The following is a 21,003-nucleotide window of genomic DNA, read 5'->3' on the forward strand; positions in this document are numbered from 1 at the left end:
ATCACCCAATCCAGCTCGACCCACGACCAACAACTGAAATCTGTTCAGCCGATGAGGTCTTTCGAGAAGTTCAGCGAGTCGAAAGACCTGTTCGCTACAAGTTCCAATTGCCTCTGTGTTGCACCGTCTCGGGCGCGCTGAGACATGCCTTGGATGACTACGCCGATGAACTCGGCAAGGTCCTCGGGATCGGAGTCAGCGGGCAAGAGTCCGTTGGCGATATCGGCTGCGATCCTCTGCGACAGCAATACCACGTTGGCATTTCGCATGTCGCGCAATCGGTTTGCTATGTGACTGTTGGCGTCGGTCACGCTGACCGCCGCGCTGATGATCAGACAACCACCCGGACAAGACTCGTCGGTGTAATGGGACGCCGCGTCGTTCAAGAGGCGGCGAATCAATTCGGATGCCTCGCGCTCTTCGGCGAACGCCCGGTCCATGAAGTCGCCGCGAGTCGCGTTGTAGTGATCGACGGCGGCAAAGAACACTCCTTCCTTGCCGCCGAAAGCGCTGTAGAGACTCGGTGGATTGATCTGCATCGCAGCAGTCAACATGGCAACGGATGTCCCCTCGTAGCCGTGCTCCCAGAAGGCGTACATCGCCTTGTCCAAGGCCGCGTCTACGTCGAACTTCCGCCCTTGTCCCGGCACCCCGGCCATGCAACCTCCCAATTCCGCAGCATCTACCGATCCAAATGTGATCTATTCTACTCTTGTAGCGATCACTATGCGAATGTCCTACTGTTCTCCTCGAAAGTTCATTTCGTTCACTGAAGTACCGCCGTACTGCTGACACAGCTCGCGAACGCTCTTTCACACCGTCTAGGGGGATCGACATGCGTAGTGCCGCTTCATTCAAACTGGGTCTCAGCCACAGCGCGGCCACCGATTCGACATGGAAGGTCGAAGCGGTCAAACAGGTCGAGTATCACGTGATCGCCGCACGAAATCTGTTCGCCAAGGACAGCACTCGACTACTCGACGGGCGCAGCGCAACTTCGCTACACCGTGGAGACCGACGGTTGATCGTCATCGACGCGAACGTCGACCGAATTCACGGGGATCGAATTCGAGGCTGAGACACAGTCCCCATCACCGACGGTGCAATCTGCTTCTCCAGCAAGGCCGCATTGGCGGCGCCGAGTCGTATCCTCACCCTCTACTTCGCACTACACGGAGTGCGCGTCAATCTCGTCGCGCCGGGGGAAACCGCCACCGCGATGAACGGCATCGATGACGAATCCTCGTATGCGGACATCGATCGCCCCGCTATCCCGTTGGGCGTCCGGCCGGTGTGCACGAAGTCGCAGCAGCCGCGGTGTTCCTCGCCGGATCCGGTTCGAGCTATCTCACGGGGACCACCGTCGACGGCGGGTTGGGTCTGACTGCAGCCGAAGAGAATGCCCGCTACGCCGTCGATCACTCTCCAGTGCAAGGTCTCACGAAAGGAATCGCATGAAAGTCATCGCAATCGAAGCCACCGGCGACCCGAGCGTTCTCACTCTCACCGAGGTCGACGAGCCGACATCCGGCCCCGGAGACGTCACTGTTTCCGTTGCAGCCGCTGCCGTCAACCCTGTCGATCTGAAGACCCGTTCGGGGTTCTTGCCCATCGAGTTGCACTTCCCAGCCGTATTGGGATGGGACGTCTCCGGAACTGTTATCGCAGTCGGATCCGCGGTAACACGCTTCACGCCAGGAGACCGCGTCATCGGAATGATCGCGCAACCGGCACACCGCTACGGAACCTATGCCGAACGCGTCACCGCTGACCAGTCCCTATTCGCACCCGCTCCGTCGAACGTCACCCTCGAGCACGCTGCTGCGATCCCACTCGCGGCGCTCACCGCTGTGCAATGCCTCGACAAACTCGACCTTGCACCAGAATCCACGGTGTTGGTGACCGGTGCTGCCGGCGCGGTAGGCCGAATAGCGTCGGCGCTGCTGCTCTCGCGAGGGCACCGCGTCGACGCCCTCGCTCGCGAGAGCGACGCTGACGAACTCTTGGCCCTCGGCCTCAGTCGGGTCATCGCGAGTCCCGTTGACCTGGCGCACAAGGAATACGACGCCGTCGTCGACACGGCGGGTGTTTCCGAATCCGTCGACAGCGTGCGAGACGACGGCGCCTTCATCTCCATCGACGACAACGAGCAACCCGCACCGCAACGTGGAATCACACCGGCGAAAAGCTATGTCGACGAGGACGGCTCGGGCCTCGAATCATTCGCCGAACTGGTATCGACCGGTTCGGTCACCGTCCCTGTCGCCCGAACATTCCGGTTCGACGAAGCACCCCAAGCCCACGCTCTGCTGGCCGCGGGTGGAACCCGAGGAAAGGTACTGCTGATCCCATGACCGTGACCGCGAACGTCGAAAATGCCTTGTCCACAGTCGGTGTCACCGTTCCCGATGCGAACGTCGAAGGAACGTCCCGGATGGCGATGGTATCCGTCGGCGACTTGAACATCGAGCTGTTCGAGCACCACATCAGCCGACCGGACACCCCTCTCCCTTTTGCCGCCAACGGGGGAAACGTCCTGACGTTCCGCCGCGGTGGCGCCGCCCGACTGATTCCGAGTTCGTCGTGAAGTACGGAATCAATCTCCCCAATTTCGGGCCGCAGATCGACCCCGACGGGATTCTCGCGTGGGCTCGGACAGCGGAAACTGCCGGATTCGACAATGTCCTACTCTCAGATCACGTGGTGTTGACCGACGACGCGAATCGCCGCTCTCCTGCTCCGTTTTACGAGTGCCTGGCCACGCTGTCCTGGCTCGCAGCGGGAACCGAGTCGATTCGTCTGGGCAGCGGCGTGTTGATCGGCAGTCATCGACACCCGGCCCACCTCGCCCACGCGACCGCGACGATCGATCGACTCAGCGGCGGACGGTTAATCGTGGGCATCGGGGTCGGCTGGACTGCACAGGCTTTCGACGTTCTAGGCGTTCCGTTCACACGTCGAGGTCGACTGACGGATACCACTCTCGAAACCTTGATCGCAGCATGGACGTCGGAGACGTACGACGCCCCGGGCTCGGCCGGAACACATCGCGTGCACAACGGACCCCTTCCCTTGCAACAACCGCATCCTCCGTTGTGGATCGGCGGCAACGGACCCGCTGCGATCGACCGAACCAACAGATTGGGCACCGCATGGCACCCATTGCACCCCTCCCGGGACCTATGCATCGCTGGAGTCGCTTCACTCGCCCCCGGGCGTGAGTTCGTCCCCCGCATCTACTTTCTCCCCGCCGGAGAATCTGTCGAATCGCCGGACCGTCCACTCGGGTACGGAACCATCAACCAGATACGTGCCGACATCGAGTTTCTGACCGAGGTGGGTGCACAGACGATTGTTCTCGATACCGATCCTGGCGACCAGCGACTGCGCCGCTCAACCGACCACGATCTCGATCTGATTCGCATTGCCGGCGAAAATCTGGGAATGCGTCGAACAGCCGTTTTATGACTTAGCGGCCCATTGCCGCCGGTCGCCTCCGTGTAACCAAGCTGTGAAAGAGCATTCATGACAACACAACTCACCCATCGCGACATCGTGAGACGGGGTAAGGTGTCGAGCGTCCAAATATTTCACGAACTCGCATTGCTAGTGTTGAGGACGTGTTTGCACAGGGACCCAACGCGCTGACGGTAGAAGGCCAGTCGACGCTTCAACACATAGATTTCACTGTTTTGGATTCTTTTCGATTTCCCGACCGGCAGGGCTTCCCCGATTCTTATCGCGCATTCATCCGGCACGCAGGTTGGGCGCGGACCTTCGGACTCTGGCTCATCTATCCGCCCGTCCTTCCCGGATTTGCCGACGGCTGGCAAGGGCGCGCCCGCAACCTCACCGCTCATCTTCGGTCCGTCTACCGAGAAGGACGGGATGACGAGTTCGATTGGATGATCGAACCCGACGGCGATTGGTCACTCCCTGACTCGCTGCAGGTTTTCGGATGGAGCGAAAACGGTGACGCACTGCTGTGGGACACAGCATCCCGCGGCGCTGACGGAGAGTTTCCGGTTTGGGAATCGCGCTCGTTCAACTCTCTCCACCGTCTCGGCGGGAGCTTCCACGAAGTACTACCGTCCATTCGCACCCGGGCTATGGGCCTGTTCGGACCTCGCACCTCCGACATAGAACCACTCCAGCCCACCCAACTCTGACGCGCGACCCAAATTATCGATAGGCCGCGGACACAGCCACGAATACGACACCTACGACGACGACCAGGGACAGATAACCGAGAACGAGTCCGGCCACTGCCAATCCGCGCCCACTTTCGCCGGAACGGCGAATCTGGTTCAACGACACATGCCCCACTGGAATAGCAAGAACTCCACCGAAGATTCCAAGTACAAGTGCGACGATGGCCAAGGCATTCGTGCCGACCGCTGGTCGCGCTGGATAGCGCGCTTCAAGTTGATCTGCGAGTACCGGAATCCCGTCCGATGTGAAGCCCACTTGCGCAAAAACGGGTCGGCCATCGGCGGTGTAGCCGACCACCCCGGGGAGCGGCGCCGCCACCTGCCTGACAGGCCCGAACGTCGAACGAAGGCTCCTCCCTAACAGCAGCGCCGCGGCCATATACAGCAACAGCCCCGCCACAGATCCGGCTATCCAGGCTCCACGAAACGCCGGCCCGTCGACGTCGAGGATCCTCCCCGCCGCCCTCACACCGGATCCTGCTGCACCGACCGAGATACTCAAATTCACTGCGCCAGGAATAACGGCAAGCATGGCAATGGCACCGACACCAAGCGACAATGCCGGGCCACCGCGTCGCCGCCACGCCAACGAACTCATCAGCGCTGCAAACAAAGTCACAGCGGTGCCCAGAAGCCCAGTCACAAATCCGACAACGACTCCCGTCTCGAAGTCCCCACCTAGATGACGAGCAACCCACTGTGCCCAGGCCCGCGCGAATGGCGGCCCGAGCGTCAGCGAGACAACGACCGTTGCAACCGCAGCGCACGCCACGACACTGATGACCCGCAGAATCCACCCCAGATAACCGGAATGCGAATTATTCTGCGCAACAGTAGTTTCCGAGTCGATCACCAGGATTCCTTCGTTCAGAGTGTGAGAACAGAACGGCTCTAGCTCACTCCACACAGAACCGTGGCCGGACCGGCTCACTCATCTGATCAAGTTCTGGCGCCTGTGTCTGTAGTTCGTTCGCACGACCAAACCGGCGATAGCAACGATTACATATTTGTGTTAGCGTTGTTTCCATGGGTTCGAGAGCAAAGATTCTGGCCGCGGCAACCGAGCTGCTCAACACCTCCCCCAACGGCGACATATCCACCCGCGCCGTGTGCGAGATGGCCGGCGTCGGCGCCCCCGCGCTCTACCGTCAGTTCGGCGACAAGGACGGTCTGCTCGCAGCCGTCGTCGAGGCGGGCTTCTTCGAATACCTCGAAGGCAAACGGGCTGCGACACCTTCCGATGACCCCGTTGCCGATCTACGGGCCGGCTGGGATGCGCACACCGCCTTCGCGCTCGCGCATCCGGCTCACTACCGCTTGATGCACTCACCTTCCGCCCAGAGCGCCGACACCGCTCTGCAGGCCCAGGCGCTACTTCGATCCGTTGTCGAACGATGCGCTGCGGCAGGTGTTCTGACCGTATCGGTCGACGTGGCTACGCAGATGGTGATGTCCGCGAATGCGGGCGTCGCTCTGATGCTCGTCGTCAGGCCGGAACAGTACCCCGATCCGACGCTGTCACAGCGAGTTCGCGACGGAATCTTCGCGTCCATCATCGACGAATCCGACGCCCACCCGGAAACCTCACTCAACAGAGTTGCATCTACTCTCGACGCCCAACTGGCCGCTGCAGATTCAACTTCTCTCTCCGCCAACGAAGTCGGCCTACTACGAGAGTGGCTTCGCAAGCTGTCCGATGCAACTGAAACCAGTTCAGGAGTTACATCATGACTGACACCACCACCCGCGTCGCCATCGTCACCGGAGCGTCCGGCGGCATCGGGCGAGCGACTGCCGAGAAGCTCGCCGCCGACGGAATGGCTGTCGCCGTGCACTATTCAGGAAACATTCAACGCGCCCAGGAAACAGCTGACGCCATCGTCGCTGCGGGCGGTCGCGCCATAGCGGTGCATGCGGACGTCGCCGACGAAGGTGAAGTCGCCACACTGTTCGATACGGTCGAGGAGGAGTTCGGGGGCATCGACGTCGTCGTCCATGCAGCCGGAATCATGATTCTCTCCACCGTCGCAGAACTGAACTTCGACGATTTCGATCGGATGCATCGGACCAACGTCCGAGGGACCTTCGTGGTCGACCAGCAGGCAGCCAGACGTGTCCGGCGCGGTGGTGCGATCATCAATTTCTCCACCTCCGTGAAGAAGCTGGCTTTTCCGACTTATGCCGCGTACACCGCCACCAAAGGTGCTGTCGACGCGATCACTCTGGTTCTCGCGAAAGAGCTACGGGGACGCGATATCACGGTCAACGCCGTAGCCCCAGGCCCCACGGCCACCGATCTGTTCCTTGACGGGAAAGACGAAGCTACAGTGGAGAACCTGTCCAAGCTGGCTCCCCTGGAACGCCTCGGCACACCGATGGACATCGCGGAGGCTGTCGCATTTCTCGCCGGCCCAGCTCGTTGGGTCAATGGCCAGGTCATCTACGTCAACGGCGGCGTGATCTAGCGAAACCATCGCCTAAGGACCACACCTTGGCAATTCCGACAAAACAGTCAAACCAGTCGACTTTGGTTGTAATGTGCAAACAATGGATAACCAGGATCGAGGGTCCGCCCGGACGTCACGACGGCAGTTCATCAGCGTTGCAGGGCTGGCGGCAACCGCGGTCATAACCCTCGCGACCTCCTCGACCGCCGGCGCCGCCGGCCCCACTGCACCCAATCCAGGTTCGCGGGTCGGCGATCCTGCGGAAGCCCAAGCGGTGCAACGCGTCGCAGAGACACTGCTGAACAGCGGCGTTCCCGGCCTTGCCTTCGCCATCGTCAAACCGGATGAGAAGAACCGCAAGGCGAGTGTCACCACTACGTACCACTACGGCCAGGCCGACGTCGAAAACGGCGTGAGAGTCACTCCACGAACGCAATTCGAGATCGCCTCGGAGACCAAGACCTTCACCGCTGCACTACTGGCGAAACTGATCTCTCGGGGAGAAGTCGGATTGGACGACCTGGCGAGCAAGTATTCGGATGGCAACCCGCTGCCGAAAGGCATCGGCGGCGAGGAGATCACGCTTCGCCAACTGGTCACCCACCGTTCCGGCCTGAGCGACGACCCGCCCAATCTTTCGGCGGGGTGTGCCGATCCCACACGATCGTGCACGGACGAGAAGGCGAAGTACACCAGAAATATGCTCTGGAAAGGACTCCAAGACGCCGGCGCCTTGGAGTTCGCCCCCGGTAGCCACTGGCTGTACTCGGACTTCGGGTTCGGACTGCTCGGCACACTCATGGCCGACAAAATCATTCCGGGACAAGAGAAACCACCATTCGCGGTGGCAGTCGCCCGCGAAATCACCGACCCGCTCGGGATGATGGGTACCGTGATCGAGACCAAAGCAACCGACCTTGCCGTTCCGTACTACCTCGACGGCACACGAGCGCCTCTGTGGAACAACACGGGTGCGATCGCAGGCGGGGGTGGGCTGGTCAGCACCGCCGAGGACATGTCGATCTGGGCTGCAACAACTCTCGGCTACGGAAACAACCCGCTCAAACCAGTCCTGACCTCGATGCTCGAGCAGATCGACACGCAAGCTCCGGAGAATCCTGCATTCGGAATGGGAATGGCGTGGCAGCTCCAACCCCCGACGCCGAACTTCCCACAACGGTTCGCCAAGAAAAACGGAGACAGCTCGGGATCCAACTGCATCACCCTGCTGGTTCCCGACAGCGGCTGGTCGATCACGATTCTGGCGAACGGTGGAAATGCGGCGATGATCGACCCTGCAGCCGTGAACCTGATGCATGATCTGGTTCCGAGACGACCGATATTCGGTAGCTCGACGGGAAGTTCGTCGGGCAGCGACGTCGGCTTCCAGACCGGGTCATTCGGATAAACCCACTTACCTACGGGCGCTACATCTTCGTCGAGCGTGCCATCACGAAGCAGTAGAGCCCGTAGGTGATGATGCCCAATCCGGCAAGGATCAGCAGCGCCACTCCGTACGGCTGCGCGCCCAGCGTCTTGAACGCTCCGTCGAGTCCGGAGGACTTGCCGGGTTCGGAACTGTTGACCGCAAGAAGAACCAGAATGCCGACTGCAGCGATGGCCAAGCCCTTGGCGACGTACCCGACGGTTCCGAGTCGGCGCACGAAGTTGCTGGGTGTGCCTTTCAGATCATCGAGGAAGTTCTGGCTCGCGCCCTTGTACACGTGGTACACACCAACGGCAATGATCGCGATCCCGCCGATCACCAATGCGATAGTTCCAAGCGTGTTCTCCATCAAACGCGCCGTGATCCCCGCACTCTGACCGCTGCTGGACTTCCCGCTACCGCGGGCGAATCCGAATGCAGTGAACGCAAAACCGAAATAGACGAGCGAAATGCCCAGAGCCTTTGCGCGGTTGAAGAACTCTTTCTTCTTGTCGTCAGAGGACGGCGACGACGAGCTTCCCAACGCAGCTTCGGCCAATCTCCACAACGCCATGGCAAGGAAGGCCACGACGCCGACCCACAGAGCGAAGACACCCCCTGGCTTTCCTGCCAACTCGGCCATCGCACCCGATTGGTCCGCAGACCCGGATCCACCGAGAGCAAGGCGGATCGCGATATATCCGATCAGCAGATGAACCACACCGCTGACGACGAATCCGGCACGGGCAAAGCGCTCGAAGACATTGTTCTGTGCGACGTCAGCCGCCGTGGACGCGACGCTCTTCTGGTCGTGCGGAGACGATTCTTTATTCATCATGATCGTCGAACCATATATGGGCAGACGCTTCCCTCGAACGCCTGCATCAAGTGTTTCGAGATCAAGGGTTTCGAGGGTTCTGATCCGGCGTCGACCGCGGTTCTTCGGGGTTGGGAACCTTGGGGTCGATCGCGTCTGCATGATCTCGTTGCTGGTTCAGTTCGTCGCGAGAACTCGTCGCCTCTTTCCGATGCTGCGCTGCATGATGTTGCAGCGCAGACGCTTCCGCCGCTTTGGCGTCGGCCTCAGCCTGCACCATGCGCGCTTTGGCTGCTGTCTCTTCTGCCCGCGCCTCGCGCTCGCCTACTTGCAGTGACTTGTCTGCGACGTCTTCGCGGATCTGTTCTGCCTCGATGTGACGACGCTCGTCACGCCTGTTTCGCGCCACCCACAGGAGTGCGGCCACGATCGCTATCACCACGACCACGGCAACAATTATCCAGATAATGCTGCTGGTACTCATACTGCGAGAGGTACCCACCTGCGACTTTCTCACACGCAGGCAAACAAATACGCTGAAATTACAGGTCGGTCGGACGTGTGTTGGCTCCGCATAGAACCACGCACAGTTCACCGTCGGACGGCGGCGACACCGTTCCGTTCAGAACCGGAGCCAATGCTGCTGCGGTTCCCAACTCCACCAGAATCCGGAACTCCCGCCACAGGAATGCCCGCGCCTGTCGGATCGAATCATCTTCGACCACAACACTGTCTACCGAACTCTCATGCAGTGTCTCCCAGGCGATGGCACCAATTCGTGTAGCCCCCAACGAGTCTCCGGCGATACTGTTTACTTCGATATCCACCGGACGCCCCGCATCGAGCGAGGTGCGCAAGGTGGCAGCCCCGGTCGGCTCGACGGCTACCACGTGATCTTCGGGACGAGCCGCCGCGACGATTCCAGAGACCAATCCGCCGCCGCCGACTGCAACGCAATACGTGATCGGTCCGGATGCGTCGTCTTCGAGCTCGAGAGCGATGGTGCCGGCCCCACTGACGATGTCGGGCAGGTCGTAGGCGTGCAGTTCGAGCGCACCGCTGGTGCGTGCGATGTCCGCCGCAGCGGCAGCAGCGAGTGCATACCGGTCGCCTACCTTGTGAACGGTTGCACCCAACTCTCCGAGAGCCTTCACCTTGGCATCAGGCGCTGTCTCCGGCACCACCACTGTGCAGGTGAGTCCCTGTCGCCGCGCTGCCCACGCGGCCCCGATTGCAGCGTTGCCGCCAGACGCGATCACCACGCCGGCATCGGGCATGGTGCCGTCGGCGACCGCTCGTTCCACTGCATTGAGACTGCCGCGCACTTTGAAGGAACCGCCGTGCTGGAGGTACTCGAGCTTGAACAGAACCGGTACCTCACCCTGTGGCGTCGGTAGCGCAGAGCGAAAGATCGGAGTACGCCGCGCCAGTCCTGCGATACGAGTCCGCGCAGCTTCGACGTCCGAGCGCTCGATTGCCACTGGACCTGCATTGTTGTCGGCGGTGAGAGTCATGTACCAACCCTACGGTTCGCAACGTCGACCCGAAGCAGTCGGCCCATCGTCATCATGATGTCTGTTTTTCACCAAGGAATGCCCGCATCTGACCGAGACAATGCACCTCGGGGTGAATAAATTTACTACTACAAGCACAACGACGACATCAAGGAAAGGCACACCCCATGTCGAAGATCGCAGTATTCGGTGGAAACGGTTTTGCAGGAAGCGCAATCGCGAAAGAAGCCGCTTCACGCGGCCACGAGGTAACCGTCGTCGCTCGCAGCGCGCAGTCCGGAACCGACACGAATGTCGTGCAGGGTTCTGTTCACGACAACACGATCGTGGAGCAGGTCACGGCAGACAACGACGTCGTTGTCGTTGCCATCCCCGCTCGCGAGATCGACGGCAAGCGCCTGCTCGACGCCGTCACTCCCCTCGCAGATGCCGCCGCACGCAACGGTGCTCGCATTGCCGTAGTCGGTGGCGCCGGCAGCCTGTTGGTCTCCGAGGGTGGGCCACGCGTCGTCGACACCCCCGACTTCCCGGACGCATACAAGGGTGAGGCACTCGCTCACGCCGACGTCCTCGATGCGCTCCGCGCGACCGACAGCAATGTCGACTGGTTCTACGTGAGCCCGGCCGCAGCGTTCGGTGCCCATGCCGGCGTCGCCCCGAAGGGATCGTTCCAGTTGGGTGGCGACATTCTCCTGACGGACGCCGAGGGCAACTCCGCCATCGCGGGCGAAGACTACGCCCATGCTTTTGTCGACGAGATCGAGACTCCGGCCCACCGTCGCCAGCGTTTCACCGTCGCACACTGAACATGAGCAACCTCCGTAGGCGCGCAGCCTGGATCACTGTTCCCGCTGCCGCCGCACTCCTGCTCACCGCGTGCTCCAACGACGCGGAATCCGCAACGCCCAGCAGTTCTACGACGTCCACGAGCGTTGTTGCCGAACAGGGCGATCAACTCGAATCCAACAAGACCGTCGTCACGGACTTCTACGAAGTGGCGTTCAACGGCCGTCAGGTACAGCAAGCCGCCGACCGGTACCTTGGCGACGTCTACATCCAACACAACCCCACCGCCGCCGATGGGGCAGCCGGATTTGTCAGCGGCATAGGCGGTTACGTCGAGGCCACACCCGGATTGCATGCCGAGATCATTCGCGTTTTCGCCGAGGGCGATCTGGTTGCCCTCCAGTCCCACACCACGTCTGCACCCGGCGACCGCGGCCAGGCGGTATTCGACATCTTCCGCGTCGACAACGGCAAGATCGTCGAACACTGGGATGCCATTCAAGACGTGCCGGAAACGTCCGCGAATCCGAACACGATGTTCGACGGACCCACCTCGTCGCCGTCCAAGTCGTCAGAAGTCTTGGAGCGCAACACGGCCAACGCGTTGACGTTCCTGCAGCTCGCCTTCAACGAAGGCAAAGCCGCCGAGGCTGCCGACCAGCTGGTCGGTCCGACCTACACCCAGCACAACCCCTCGTTCGCTGACGGCAAGGACGCATTTGTCACCGCACTGGCCGGGATCGAACCCGTTACCGGAGACAAGGCCACCAAGTTTCCACGGACGGTAGCCGAGGGCGACTTCGTCTTTGTTCAGACCTTCGCTTCGTCCGGTGAGGGAACGGCCGGCAGCGGCTCGATGGACATCTTCCGATTCGACGAGAACGGCAAAATCGTCGAGCATTGGGACGCCGTCCAGGACTACCCGTCGACGACTGCAAGCGGCAACACCGTGTGGGACGACGGTCGCTGAGACGACAACTCCGAACAGTTCAGAGAGGGATGCGGATCAGCCGACGTTGATTCGTTCTGTGTCGCCGTCGTAGTAGTCCAACAATCTCTGATCCATCACCCGGCGCCACAGCGGTGGAATCCACGCGATCACGATCATCACTGCGTAGCCGGCCGGAAGTTGCGGCGCTTCGGCCGCGCTACGCAGACTTTGGTACCGCAGCTTCGGGTTGGCGTGGTGATCGCTGTGCCGCTGCAGTTGGTAGAGAAACAGATTGCTCACGACGTGATCGCTGTTCCAACTGTCAGCGGGGCTGCAGCGAACGTACGAGCCGTCGGCACGCTTGCCACGCAGCAGGCCGTAATGCTCGAGGTAGTTCGCGGCTTCGAGGAAGGTGAATCCGGCAACTGCCTGCAGCAGGAGCCAGGGCGCGACCTCCCAACCGAAGATACCGATCAGCGTCGCGAAGAGGACAACACTCATCGCCCAAGCGTTGAGAATATTGTTCTCGAAGCTCCAGGTTCGTTTGCCTTTCCTCTGGAGTCGAGCGCTCTCGATGCGCCATGCCGAACGCAGCCCGCCGAACACACTTCGTGGCAAGAACCTCCAGAAGCTCTCACCGAACCGTGAGCTGGCCGGGTCCTGCGGAGTAGCTACACGCACATGGTGGCCGAAATTGTGTTCCACGTAGAAGTGCCCGTAGAGAGATTGCGCAAGCGCCACTTTCGCGAGCCACTGTTCGATCTTCTCGCTCTTGTGGCCGAGCTCGTGGGCCGCGTTGATACCGACGCCGGCGACGACGCCCACCGTGAACGACATCGCGATCTTCTCCGCGATTCCCATCGGAGCGTTGATCCAGCACCAGCAGGCGAAGACCAGACCGGCGTATTGCAAGGGGAGGAACGCGTAAGTGCACCAGCGGTAGTAGCGGTCCTTCTGCAGTCGTGGGATCGCATCGTCCGGCGGACTTTCGCCGTCTTCACCGGCCAGCATGTCGATGATCGGGATGACGATGACCAGTAGCCACGCGCCGGTCGCCCAGAACAATCCGAGACGAAGGTTGTCGACGAGAATCCAGGAGAGGAACGGGCTGAGTGGAATCAGCAATCCGAGCGGCCACAGGTACCTCTTGCGGTCGCGCCAGCGCGGATTTTCGCCGGACGGCGAGTCGGTGTTCTGGACAGCGTTCGATTCGGTACGCCGTGCGTCGGAAGTCGCTGTCATTCGCCGATCTCGCCTTTCGTCCCCTCGAACGATTCGCCCCACGCACCGTTCACGCTCAGCAAACCAGAACTAATGTCCGGACGGGTATGGTCCCGAAATCCAGAGCGCCCTGCTCGAAAGACGGCACGAGCGCTTGTACTCACCAAAAAACTCCCCCGCACATCACTGCTCACCCCGACAGTAGATACGGACAAAATACCCCACGGATCTGCGGGGATGGCGACCACCTCCGCACGTCGCCGAGGATCGATGATCCCTGCCAAGGCAAGGTTGAACCGCGTCGCCCTCGTCGAAGTAACGGTAACCGGCAGTGACAGAAATCATAAGCAGAGGACAGGATTTCCGCTCGTAGTGGCGACCAAAAAGACTGCGCGCCCTCAACTGGTCAGTTGCGGGCACGCAGTGAAAAGGTGAGCAAGCGTCAGAGCGTTGCAAACACCTTCGTTTTCACTTCGTTCAGCCAACCGTTCGCGGTCACGAAGTCTGTGACGCTCGACTGCAATCCGAAGACGTGCCCGGCCTGCGCCGCCGGCAGCCTCGTGAAGAGGTTGTCGTCGAGGACCGCCTGAACCGCCGCACTGGTCGACCCGTCCGCGTTCAGCGGATACAGCACGACCGTCACGCCGTTCAGGATGTCGGCCAACTGCTCCATCGGATAGGACGCGTATCCGGCATCGGTGTAATTGGTCGGAACACCGGGCCCGTACGCCAATCCGAGTTCGTTGACCACCAAATTGCCGATCGCACCGGTGGGCTGCTGAACCGAGAAAGCGCCGGGCGCGTCTCCGAGTGAAATGTGAATCCACTTGTTGGTCGCGATCACGTCGGCGTACTCGCCACGGACACGTTCGAGATTCTCTTCGTAAGCAGTCCGCGTCGACTCGAGCACGTCGGTCTTGCCAATTGCCTCAGCAAGCTCGGTGGTGATCTTCTTCCAGTCGCCTCGGCTCTCTCCCTTGACGATGACGGTGGGTGCAATGCCGGACAGACGGTCGAACGCCGCTTGGTCCACCTCGTCGGCGTCGCCGACAATGATGTCGGGATCCGCCGCAGCGATCGCTTCGAAGTTCATTTCCCCGAAAGGCCCGATGGTCGGGAGCCCGTCGACGAAGGCCTGCTGCTCCGGCGTGAATTCACTGATCCACTTGCCGTAGTCCTGCACAGCAGCCGGTTTCACTCCGAGAGACATGAGCTGCCAAGGAGTGTCGTACGACGCGGCGACGACGCGCTCAGGTGAAACCGGCACCTCGATGTCCCCGTACGCCGACGCGACGGTCCGGACGTCCGTCTGCTCGGAGTCGGCCGACGACGAGGAACAGCCGGTCACCACCATCGCACCTACGACGGCAACCGCCGCCGCTGCGATGACTCTGGAACCGAAAGAAAATGATCGAATTGCGCGCACGCAGAACTCCTACAGGGTGATTGTTTAGCCAACCCTAAGTTCATTCTGCGGCACGGCACAAGTCCGATCGAGGCACTTAGAGTCGCTGTTCGGACTAGTCCTGTAGCCAATCGGTCATTGGCGCGCGCGGATGATCGATCAGGCTTGCAAACTCCCCCGGCGTCACGCCCATCGTTCGACGAAAAGCCGCACCGAACGCGCTTTCGGAACGAAAACCCGTCTTCCGCGCCACAAACGAGATGCTTCGACCGAGTGCCAGAAGTTGCATCGCATGATGAGCCCGCAGTCGCATACGCCATTCCGAGAAGGTCAATCCGGTTTCGGCCGGAAACCGTCGTGTGAGAGTCCTCGTACTGACCTTCGCGTCGGTGGCCCACTCCTCGACCGATCGGGTGTCGGCCGGGCTGGCAACCAACTGATCTGCGATCTGCCGAAGCCACGGCGTCGTCGGCAGCGGCACATCGAAAATCAGTCGCGGAACGGGTTCGACGAGGTCGATGGCAAACGCCTCGGCTCGTCGACGAGCCGCGTCGGTCAAGTCGTCTCGGGTGAGGTGATCGAGTACTTGTTCGAGCAGCGGAGGGGTGGACAAGGCCACCACACGATCCAACCCGGTCACATCGGATGCCACCAACCACGTGCACGACAATTCTGTGCCGCTACGCGCCGTCACCTCGTGGGGAACATAGGACGGGATCCACAGACTGACCCCGCTCGGCACCGTGTACACAGTCTCCGGAGTACGGACCCCTAGAAAACCGTCGATCGCCCACAGCAATTCGTGATCGCTGTGGCGGTGCATCTCCCAGGTGTAGTCGGAATCGACGGCCAGCCGATTGGTCGCCAACCGCAAGTACCCGTCGGCACTGACGCGCAGCGGTCGAACGACGCGTTGCCACTCGGACAGTTCGTCGAGCGGACTGCTGAGCGGGTAGTCGATCTGCTCGCTCACCGCAGCGTCGACAGTTCGGGATGTCCGAACAGGCCAGGCAACCCACCGGTGTGCAGGAAGACCGTTTTTGATCCCGCCGTGATGGCTTTGTCCTTCACGAGTTGGATCAATCCCGCAAAGGCTCGGCCGGTGTACGTCGGATCGAGGAAGATGCCCTCAGTACGAGCCAAACATCGGATCGCGCCGGCTGATGCTTCCGTGAGCGTCGAATATCCTTGTCCAACTTGGTTTCGCAGGATCTGAAGATCTGCGGCTCGCACGGTCGGACCAGGCATCTCGTCCAACAACCCAGCGACAGTCGACACCGGGTCGGCAACAGCCCCGACGTCGACGCCCACAACTCTGTCGACGCCCAGATGCGCGACAAGGCCTGCCATCGTTCCACCCGATCCGAGTGCAACCACGACGCGATCGACGCCGGCGAGTTGCTGTTCGATCTCGCGTGCGCAGTCCACGTATCCCTGCGCAGCCACCGCGCTGGTACCACCGAAGGGAATGACAAAAGGTACACCGCCCGAGTCCGCGACGGCCTGCACCGCGGCGTCGAGCGCGGATGCCGTGTCCGCACCGGCCCAGACGATCTCAGCGCCCGCGAGTGCATCCAGAACGAGATTTCCCTGCGCGGATTCCGGCTCGGCACCACCGAGCACCAGCACACAACGCAATCCCAAACGGGCTGCTGCCGACGCAGTCAAGCGAGCGTGATTGCTTTGCGGTGCACCGGTAGTGATCAGAGTCGTCGCGCCGACGGCCAAAGCCTGAGCGCAGGTGTACTGCAGCTTTCGGATCTTGTTGCCGCCGCCGCCCAGGCCAGTGACGTCGTCACGTTTGATCCACAGATCTTCCGGCCCCAATCCGAGTGCCTGCGCGCAACGCGCCAGAGGTTCGACGGGCGTCGGCCAACTGCCCAAGCTGATCGGCGGAACGGCGGAACTCAACATTTGACGAGTCTAGTTCGACCGTGCACCTACAGGCTGGGCTCGCATACAGTCGGGACATGGGAACTTTCACGACGACCACACGTGATGTACCGCTGACCGTCAGCCGACCGGATTCGCCGAGTGAACCGAGACATGCGGTAGTAGTTCTCCAAGAAGCGTGGGGCGTGAACCAACACATCGAGAGCATCCTCGAACGCCTCGCCGATGCCGGCTACCTTGCCGTCGCCCCGCATCTCTACCACCGCGGCGCACAGACCTCCTTCACCGACTTCCCGTCCGCGAAGGATGCGCTCATGGCACTCGACAGCACAAGCATCGGCCACGACGTACGTGCCGCCGTCGACTACAGCCGATCCGAGGGAGCAGACAAAGTCGGCTCCCTCGGATTCTGCATGGGCGGCACCGCATCCCTGTGGTGTGCCGCCGTACCCCTCGTCGATTCCGCTGTCACGTACTACGGTGGCGGCGTTGCAGAAGCCCGATGGGATGGGATTGCCGCAGGCACCGAACTTGCAGCGCAACTGCAGGTCCCGTGGCTCGGTCACTACGGCGACCTCGATCCGAGTATCCCGCCGGAGAGCGTCGAGCAATTGCGCGCAACCGCGTCCGATCTCGCCCGGGTGTACCGCTATGCCGACGCCGGCCACGCGTTCAACAACGACACTTCGACCAGCCACTACGCCCCGGATTCTGCTGCCCTCGCCTGGACCCGCACTATGGAGTTTTTCGCCGAAACCCTGTGATTGCCAATGTAAGTCAGGGAACCCGCTTGACCACCGTGCCGGTGATCTCGTCCTGAACCTGTTCAGCCGTTACCGCTCGACTCTGCGCCCGACGTGATCGGGTGAAGTAGTAGATGCCGATCACGGCAAGAACAAACGGCACCCCGAACACCAAGGTCATCTTGAAATCCTCGACCCACAATGTCGTGACGAGGATCGCGACCATGAGGACACCACCCAGTATCGTCCCCACCGGGAAGAACGGAATCGTGAACGAGAGGGTTCGTCCTTCGCTTGCCATCCGCTTGCGAAAGAACCAGTGCGTCACGAAGATCAGCAGCCACGTCGCCATCGCCCCGAACATCGACAGCGAGATCATCAAGGTGAATGCCTGCTCGGGAAAGAGCACGTAGACGATGGTTGCGACGGCGATACCCGACGTCGACAGCAGCAAGGCATTGACCGGTGAGCCGTTGGCCCTGACCTTGCCGAGAATGGCCGGCGCGTCACCAGCACGGGAGAGCGAGAACATCATTCGCGAAGACACGTACAGCTGACTGTTCATCGCGGACAGCGCGGCGATGATCACCACGAAGTTCAGCACACTGTCTGCGCCCGGAATCTTCACAACCTGCATCACCGTGACGAAGGGACTTCCGCCGCTCAAGATCTTGTCCATCGGAGCGATTGCCAGAATCAGGGCAAGCGTTGCGATGTAGAAGACGAACAGTCGGACGATCGTCACACGGAACGCCTTCTTCACCGCCACCGCGGGGTTTTCCGCCTCACCGGCTGCAATGGCGATCATCTCGATGCTCAAGTAGCTGAAGATCGATACGATCACGGCAAACCACATGCCGGACAAACCATTCGGGAAGAATCCGCCACCGGCCGTGTAGTTGTGAAATCCGTAGTCCGGGTTCCCGCTACCGAACACTACGTACGCTGCCATCACGATGAACGCCACGATCGCGAAGACCTTGATCGTCGAGAACCAGTACTCCATCGTTCCGAAGGCCTTGACGTTGAACATGTTCACGCCGATCAGCACTCCGGAGAACAACACGATCCACAGCCATGACGGTACGTCGGCGAACCAGAACTGCATATATTCACCGATTGCGGTGACCTCGGTACCGACCGCGAGGACGATGCACGACCAGTAGAGATAGCGAACGAGGAAGCCGATCAACGGTCCGACGTAGAACTCTGCGTACGCACCGAACGAACCTGATGTCGCATGTGCAACAGTCATTTCGGCGAGGGCACCCATCAGCAGGAGGGCGATCAACCCGCCGATCGCGTAACTGATGATGACGCTCGGGCCGGCAAATCCGATGGCGAACTTACTGCCGAGGAAGAGTCCGGTGCCGATTGCACCGCCGAGCGCGATCATGCTCATCTGCTTGGGGCCGAGTTCGCGTTTGAGACCTGATTCTCGCTGCTGAATGTTTTTGAAATCACTCATGAAAGCTCCTTGCGAAAGGCGGTACCTCCCGGTCCGCGGAAACTTGGAAGAATCAGGTGACTGCGTCGCGCTCGCGGAATTCGGGGCGATCCCAGGACTTGTTCTCGAGGATGCCTCGCAACACGTCGACGGCGTTCCACACGTCGGCGTATCCGAGATAGAGCGGAGTGATACCGAACCTCAGCACTCCTGGTTCGCGGTAGTCGCCGATGACGCCCCGCGCGATGAGAGCCTTCATGATGGAATAGCCCTCGGGATGAACAAAACTCACGTGCGAGCCACGACGCTCGTGCTCGCGCGGCGTGATCAACTCCAAACCGTAGGCAGCGCAACGCTCCTCGACGAGGCTGATGAAGAGATCGGCCAGCGCGAGCGACTTGCTGCGGATGTCGGCCATGTCAGCTTTGAGCATGATGTCGAGACCACATTCGACGAGAGACAACGACGTGATGGGTTGAGTACCACTCAGAAACCGTCGTATTCCTGCGCCCGGTTCGTAGGCCGACTCCATCGCGAACGGTCGCGCGTGCCCCCACCACCCGGACAGCGGCTGGATTCCGGTGTTCTGATGGCGACGGTTGACCCAGATGAATGCAGGTGAACCCGGACCGCCATTGAGGTACTTGTACGTACACCCGACCGCGAAGTCGGCGTCGGCACCGCTCAGATCGACAGTGACGGCGCCGGCCGAGTGTGCGAGATCCCAGATCATGAGGGCGCCACGTTCCTGCACTGCTGCAGTGACTTCCGTCATCGCATACAGGTTTCCGGTGCGGTAGTTGACGTGCGACAACATCACTACGGCGGTGTCCGGTCCTACTGCTTCGGTGAGGTCGCCCGGTTGGTCGATCAGGCGTAGTTCGTATCCCTGATCGAGCAGCGAGATGATGCCCTCCGCAATGTAGAGGTCAGTGGGGAAATTGTCGCGCTCGGAGACGATCACCTTCCGGCTGGGATCCTGTGCAGCCGCGATGGACAGCGCGGAGGCCAATGCCTTGAACAGGTTGATCGACGTCGAATCCGTTACTACCACTTCGCCTTCACCTGCTCCCAGCAACGGGGCAAGTTTGTCACCGAGGCGGACCGGGAGGTCGAACCATCCAGCCTCGTTCCAACTGCGAACCAAGCCGTTGCCCCACTCGTCGCCGATCACTCTCGCGGCGCATTCCTGCGCGGCAATGGGACGCGCGCCGAGCGAGTTTCCGTCGAAGTAGAGAACGCCCTCCGGAATCGCGAACTCGCGGCGGAACTCCCTCAGGGGATCCACTGCGTCGGCCTTGACGCAGTCTTCCAACGAAAGTGTGGTTGTCGATGTCATGACGATTCTTCTCCTGCATGTGTCGGCGTTGAGGGTGATGAAGGCAGAGTCCGGAGCACGGCCCGTACCGGGCTGGCATCGAGGTCGAGGAACTTCAGCGGCAGTGCGATCAACTCGTAGTAGCCTTCGTCGACGTCGTCGAGGCAAAGTCCTTCGAGGATCGCGACGCTACGATCGCTTGCCGCGTGGTGCCCGTCCATGGTCTTGCTGTCCATCGGATCGAACGAGGCGCCGTCGATTCCGATCAGAACTCCACCGCGGTCGGCGAACCAGTGGGTCAGCTCCGGAGATACACCGGCGAAGTCGTTGTCCCACTCGCGTGGGTACTTCGGGTACGTCCTCAGAATCAGCCGTTGCGGCAGATGGCCGCCGAGTCGCTCCACCGTCTCTTCGACGGGCCTGATGCAGGCGGCACCGTCGACCCCCGTCATGTCGACCACCAGTGCTTCGCCGAGATAGGGCTCGAGGGGAACGGAACCAATGGTCGCGCCGTCGATGCGAGTGTGCGCCGGCGCATCGGCATGAGCACCGATATGAGGAGTGGTGGTGATTCGGTTGATGGTGACGGCGTCACTGCCGCCGAGGTCGGACGTGACAGCCCGGTTGAAGGCGGTATCACCTGGCCACACGGGCGTCGATTCGGAGATCGGCGGGCTGATGTCGATCAACCGCGCCCTCCAGTCGCCCGTGTGTCCGTCGCCCGCGTGTCGGCCGATCCTCGGAAGCATCCAGACCCCTTCGTCGCAACAGTCGACTGTGTAGATCTCGACCGTTTGATAATTCGATGTGTTTGGCAAAAGCTAGAATCATCGACGGGCGCGGT

24 protein-coding genes and 1 pseudogene are annotated in these 21,003 nt (G+C 61.1%); 13 read left to right on the forward strand and 12 right to left on the reverse strand.

The features are described from left to right. Window positions 1-44: 44 nt before the first annotated feature. Window positions 45-659, reverse strand: a complete 615-nt coding sequence (locus tag GN300_RS07765) for a TetR/AcrR family transcriptional regulator (protein ID WP_063315585.1) — start codon at window positions 657-659, stop codon at window positions 45-47. Between the two features lie 176 nt (window positions 660-835). Between GN300_RS07765 and GN300_RS07770 the strand changes: the two genes are divergently transcribed. The 7 genes and pseudogenes from GN300_RS07770 to GN300_RS07800 all read left to right on the forward strand — a co-directional run bounded on the left by GN300_RS07770 (window position 836) and on the right by GN300_RS07800 (window position 4,169). Further along, a complete protein-coding gene (locus GN300_RS07770; RefSeq protein ID WP_063315584.1) occupies window positions 836-1,078 on the forward strand; it encodes a hypothetical protein in 243 nt (80 codons plus the stop codon). 51 nt (window positions 1,079-1,129) lie between these two features. Continuing rightward, window positions 1,130-1,222, forward strand: a pseudogene (locus GN300_RS29885) (SDR family oxidoreductase); the annotation flags it as partial. A 71-nt stretch (window positions 1,223-1,293) separates the two neighbouring features. Then, window positions 1,294-1,458: a hypothetical protein gene (locus GN300_RS29890; RefSeq protein ID WP_232330069.1), complete on the forward strand. Its 165-nt coding sequence runs from the start codon at window positions 1,294-1,296 to the stop codon at window positions 1,456-1,458. Beyond that, the gene (locus tag GN300_RS07785; protein WP_063315583.1) at window positions 1,455-2,354 is read left to right on the forward strand and encodes an NADP-dependent oxidoreductase; all 900 of its coding nucleotides are present in this window, start codon (window positions 1,455-1,457) and stop codon (window positions 2,352-2,354) included. Before GN300_RS29890 ends, GN300_RS07785 begins: the two co-directional genes overlap by 4 nt. Next, window positions 2,351-2,587: a hypothetical protein gene (locus tag GN300_RS07790; RefSeq protein WP_063315582.1), complete on the forward strand. Its 237-nt coding sequence runs from the start codon at window positions 2,351-2,353 to the stop codon at window positions 2,585-2,587. Before GN300_RS07785 ends, GN300_RS07790 begins: the two co-directional genes overlap by 4 nt. Then, on the forward strand, window positions 2,584-3,468 hold the full coding sequence (locus GN300_RS07795; protein ID WP_063315581.1) for a TIGR03619 family F420-dependent LLM class oxidoreductase: 885 nt from the start codon (window positions 2,584-2,586) through the stop codon (window positions 3,466-3,468). The genes GN300_RS07790 and GN300_RS07795 overlap by 4 nt, the downstream gene beginning before the upstream one ends. Before the next feature lie 152 nt (window positions 3,469-3,620). Continuing rightward, entirely contained in the window at window positions 3,621-4,169 is a 549-nt protein-coding gene (locus GN300_RS07800) for an SMI1/KNR4 family protein (RefSeq protein ID WP_232329934.1), read from the forward strand. Between the two features lie 13 nt (window positions 4,170-4,182). Here GN300_RS07800 and GN300_RS07805 read toward each other — a convergent pair whose 3' ends face one another. Continuing rightward, complete coding sequence (locus tag GN300_RS07805) at window positions 4,183-5,064, reverse strand: DUF4190 domain-containing protein (RefSeq protein ID WP_063316020.1); 882 nt, start codon at window positions 5,062-5,064, stop codon at window positions 4,183-4,185. A 173-nt stretch (window positions 5,065-5,237) separates the two neighbouring features. Between GN300_RS07805 and GN300_RS07810 the strand changes: the two genes are divergently transcribed. The 3 genes from GN300_RS07810 (at window position 5,238) to GN300_RS07820 (ending at window position 8,066) form a co-directional block, all read left to right on the forward strand. Further along, window positions 5,238-5,942, forward strand: coding sequence for a TetR/AcrR family transcriptional regulator (locus GN300_RS07810; RefSeq protein ID WP_063315580.1), 705 nt, complete (start codon window positions 5,238-5,240; stop codon window positions 5,940-5,942). Next, on the forward strand, window positions 5,939-6,676 hold the full coding sequence (locus GN300_RS07815) for an SDR family oxidoreductase (RefSeq protein ID WP_063315579.1): 738 nt from the start codon (window positions 5,939-5,941) through the stop codon (window positions 6,674-6,676). Before GN300_RS07810 ends, GN300_RS07815 begins: the two co-directional genes overlap by 4 nt. A gap of 82 nt (window positions 6,677-6,758) precedes the next feature. Next, window positions 6,759-8,066, forward strand: coding sequence for a serine hydrolase (locus tag GN300_RS07820; protein WP_063315578.1), 1,308 nt, complete (start codon window positions 6,759-6,761; stop codon window positions 8,064-8,066). A gap of 19 nt (window positions 8,067-8,085) precedes the next feature. On the opposite strand, the gene GN300_RS07825 is transcribed toward GN300_RS07820, so the two are convergent. The 3 genes from GN300_RS07825 to GN300_RS07835 all read right to left on the reverse strand — a co-directional run bounded on the left by GN300_RS07825 (window position 8,086) and on the right by GN300_RS07835 (window position 10,415). After that, a complete protein-coding gene (locus GN300_RS07825; RefSeq protein ID WP_003943056.1) occupies window positions 8,086-8,922 on the reverse strand; it encodes a DUF1206 domain-containing protein in 837 nt (278 codons plus the stop codon). A gap of 61 nt (window positions 8,923-8,983) precedes the next feature. Beyond that, window positions 8,984-9,385, reverse strand: a complete 402-nt coding sequence (locus GN300_RS07830; RefSeq protein ID WP_063315577.1) for a hypothetical protein — start codon at window positions 9,383-9,385, stop codon at window positions 8,984-8,986. Window positions 9,386-9,443: 58 nt separating this feature from the next. Further along, complete coding sequence (locus tag GN300_RS07835) at window positions 9,444-10,415, reverse strand: serine/threonine dehydratase (RefSeq protein WP_063315576.1); 972 nt, start codon at window positions 10,413-10,415, stop codon at window positions 9,444-9,446. Window positions 10,416-10,582: 167 nt separating this feature from the next. Between GN300_RS07835 and GN300_RS07840 the strand changes: the two genes are divergently transcribed. Both GN300_RS07840 and GN300_RS07845 read left to right on the forward strand, forming a co-directional pair. Continuing rightward, on the forward strand, window positions 10,583-11,221 hold the full coding sequence (locus GN300_RS07840) for an NAD(P)-dependent oxidoreductase (RefSeq protein WP_063315575.1): 639 nt from the start codon (window positions 10,583-10,585) through the stop codon (window positions 11,219-11,221). A gap of 2 nt (window positions 11,222-11,223) precedes the next feature. Continuing rightward, on the forward strand, window positions 11,224-12,171 hold the full coding sequence (locus GN300_RS07845) for a nuclear transport factor 2 family protein (RefSeq protein ID WP_063315574.1): 948 nt from the start codon (window positions 11,224-11,226) through the stop codon (window positions 12,169-12,171). Between the two features lie 36 nt (window positions 12,172-12,207). Here GN300_RS07845 and GN300_RS07850 read toward each other — a convergent pair whose 3' ends face one another. The 4 genes from GN300_RS07850 to GN300_RS07865 all read right to left on the reverse strand — a co-directional run bounded on the left by GN300_RS07850 (window position 12,208) and on the right by GN300_RS07865 (window position 16,672). Continuing rightward, entirely contained in the window at window positions 12,208-13,374 is a 1,167-nt protein-coding gene (locus GN300_RS07850) for an alkane 1-monooxygenase (protein WP_007730881.1), read from the reverse strand. Window positions 13,375-13,795: 421 nt separating this feature from the next. Continuing rightward, window positions 13,796-14,779 (reverse strand): ABC transporter substrate-binding protein, encoded by a 984-nt coding sequence (locus tag GN300_RS07855; protein WP_030536016.1) that lies wholly within the window; start codon window positions 14,777-14,779, stop codon window positions 13,796-13,798. Between the two features lie 94 nt (window positions 14,780-14,873). Next, the gene (locus GN300_RS07860; RefSeq protein ID WP_063315573.1) at window positions 14,874-15,731 is read right to left on the reverse strand and encodes an AraC family transcriptional regulator; all 858 of its coding nucleotides are present in this window, start codon (window positions 15,729-15,731) and stop codon (window positions 14,874-14,876) included. Further along, on the reverse strand, window positions 15,728-16,672 hold the full coding sequence (locus GN300_RS07865) for a D-cysteine desulfhydrase family protein (RefSeq protein WP_063315572.1): 945 nt from the start codon (window positions 16,670-16,672) through the stop codon (window positions 15,728-15,730). Before GN300_RS07865 ends, GN300_RS07860 begins: the two co-directional genes overlap by 4 nt. Before the next feature lie 56 nt (window positions 16,673-16,728). On the opposite strand from GN300_RS07865, the gene GN300_RS07870 reads away from it, so the two are divergent. Beyond that, entirely contained in the window at window positions 16,729-17,415 is a 687-nt protein-coding gene (locus GN300_RS07870; RefSeq protein WP_019745675.1) for a dienelactone hydrolase family protein, read from the forward strand. A gap of 13 nt (window positions 17,416-17,428) precedes the next feature. Here the strand turns inward: GN300_RS07870 and GN300_RS07875 are convergent, their stop codons facing one another. From GN300_RS07875 to kynB, 3 genes are read right to left on the reverse strand one after another with little or no spacing between them, the layout of a single operon-like run. Then, window positions 17,429-18,862 (reverse strand): amino acid permease, encoded by a 1,434-nt coding sequence (locus GN300_RS07875; RefSeq protein ID WP_003943087.1) that lies wholly within the window; start codon window positions 18,860-18,862, stop codon window positions 17,429-17,431. A gap of 52 nt (window positions 18,863-18,914) precedes the next feature. After that, window positions 18,915-20,180 (reverse strand): kynureninase, encoded by a 1,266-nt coding sequence (kynU, locus tag GN300_RS07880; protein WP_063315571.1) that lies wholly within the window; start codon window positions 20,178-20,180, stop codon window positions 18,915-18,917. Next, window positions 20,177-20,908: an arylformamidase gene (gene kynB / locus GN300_RS07885; RefSeq protein WP_063315570.1), complete on the reverse strand. Its 732-nt coding sequence runs from the start codon at window positions 20,906-20,908 to the stop codon at window positions 20,177-20,179. The genes kynU and kynB overlap by 4 nt, the downstream gene beginning before the upstream one ends. Window positions 20,909-21,003 lie beyond the last annotated feature (95 nt).

This window comes from Rhodococcus sp. Ni2 (genome assembly GCF_021352185.1).
GTDB lineage: Bacteria > Actinomycetota > Actinomycetes > Mycobacteriales > Mycobacteriaceae > Rhodococcus_F > Rhodococcus_F qingshengii.

Bases quoted from the DNA above. Each gene is read 5' to 3' on its own strand.
- GN300_RS07765 (WP_063315585.1), bottom strand. From the start codon at position 659: ATGGCCGGGGTGCCGGGACAAGGGCGGAAGTTCGACGTAGACGCGGCC.
- GN300_RS07770 (WP_063315584.1), top strand. From the start codon at position 836: ATGCGTAGTGCCGCTTCATTCAAACTGGGTCTCAGCCACAGCGCGGCC.
- GN300_RS07785 (WP_063315583.1), top strand. From the start codon at position 1,455: ATGAAAGTCATCGCAATCGAAGCCACCGGCGACCCGAGCGTTCTCACT.
- GN300_RS07790 (WP_063315582.1), top strand. From the start codon at position 2,351: ATGACCGTGACCGCGAACGTCGAAAATGCCTTGTCCACAGTCGGTGTC.
- GN300_RS07810 (WP_063315580.1), top strand. From the start codon at position 5,238: ATGGGTTCGAGAGCAAAGATTCTGGCCGCGGCAACCGAGCTGCTCAAC.
- GN300_RS07815 (WP_063315579.1), top strand. From the start codon at position 5,939: ATGACTGACACCACCACCCGCGTCGCCATCGTCACCGGAGCGTCCGGC.
- GN300_RS07820 (WP_063315578.1), top strand. From the start codon at position 6,759: ATGGATAACCAGGATCGAGGGTCCGCCCGGACGTCACGACGGCAGTTC.
- GN300_RS07825 (WP_003943056.1), bottom strand. From the start codon at position 8,922: ATGATGAATAAAGAATCGTCTCCGCACGACCAGAAGAGCGTCGCGTCC.
- GN300_RS07830 (WP_063315577.1), bottom strand. From the start codon at position 9,385: ATGAGTACCAGCAGCATTATCTGGATAATTGTTGCCGTGGTCGTGGTG.
- GN300_RS07835 (WP_063315576.1), bottom strand. From the start codon at position 10,415: ATGACTCTCACCGCCGACAACAATGCAGGTCCAGTGGCAATCGAGCGC.
- GN300_RS07840 (WP_063315575.1), top strand. From the start codon at position 10,583: ATGTCGAAGATCGCAGTATTCGGTGGAAACGGTTTTGCAGGAAGCGCA.
- GN300_RS07845 (WP_063315574.1), top strand. From the start codon at position 11,224: ATGAGCAACCTCCGTAGGCGCGCAGCCTGGATCACTGTTCCCGCTGCC.
- GN300_RS07850 (WP_007730881.1), bottom strand. From the start codon at position 13,374: ATGACAGCGACTTCCGACGCACGGCGTACCGAATCGAACGCTGTCCAG.
- GN300_RS07865 (WP_063315572.1), bottom strand. From the start codon at position 16,672: ATGTTGAGTTCCGCCGTTCCGCCGATCAGCTTGGGCAGTTGGCCGACG.
- GN300_RS07870 (WP_019745675.1), top strand. From the start codon at position 16,729: ATGGGAACTTTCACGACGACCACACGTGATGTACCGCTGACCGTCAGC.
- GN300_RS07875 (WP_003943087.1), bottom strand. From the start codon at position 18,862: ATGAGTGATTTCAAAAACATTCAGCAGCGAGAATCAGGTCTCAAACGC.
- kynU (WP_063315571.1), bottom strand. From the start codon at position 20,180: ATGACATCGACAACCACACTTTCGTTGGAAGACTGCGTCAAGGCCGAC.
- kynB (WP_063315570.1), bottom strand. From the start codon at position 20,908: ATGCTTCCGAGGATCGGCCGACACGCGGGCGACGGACACACGGGCGAC.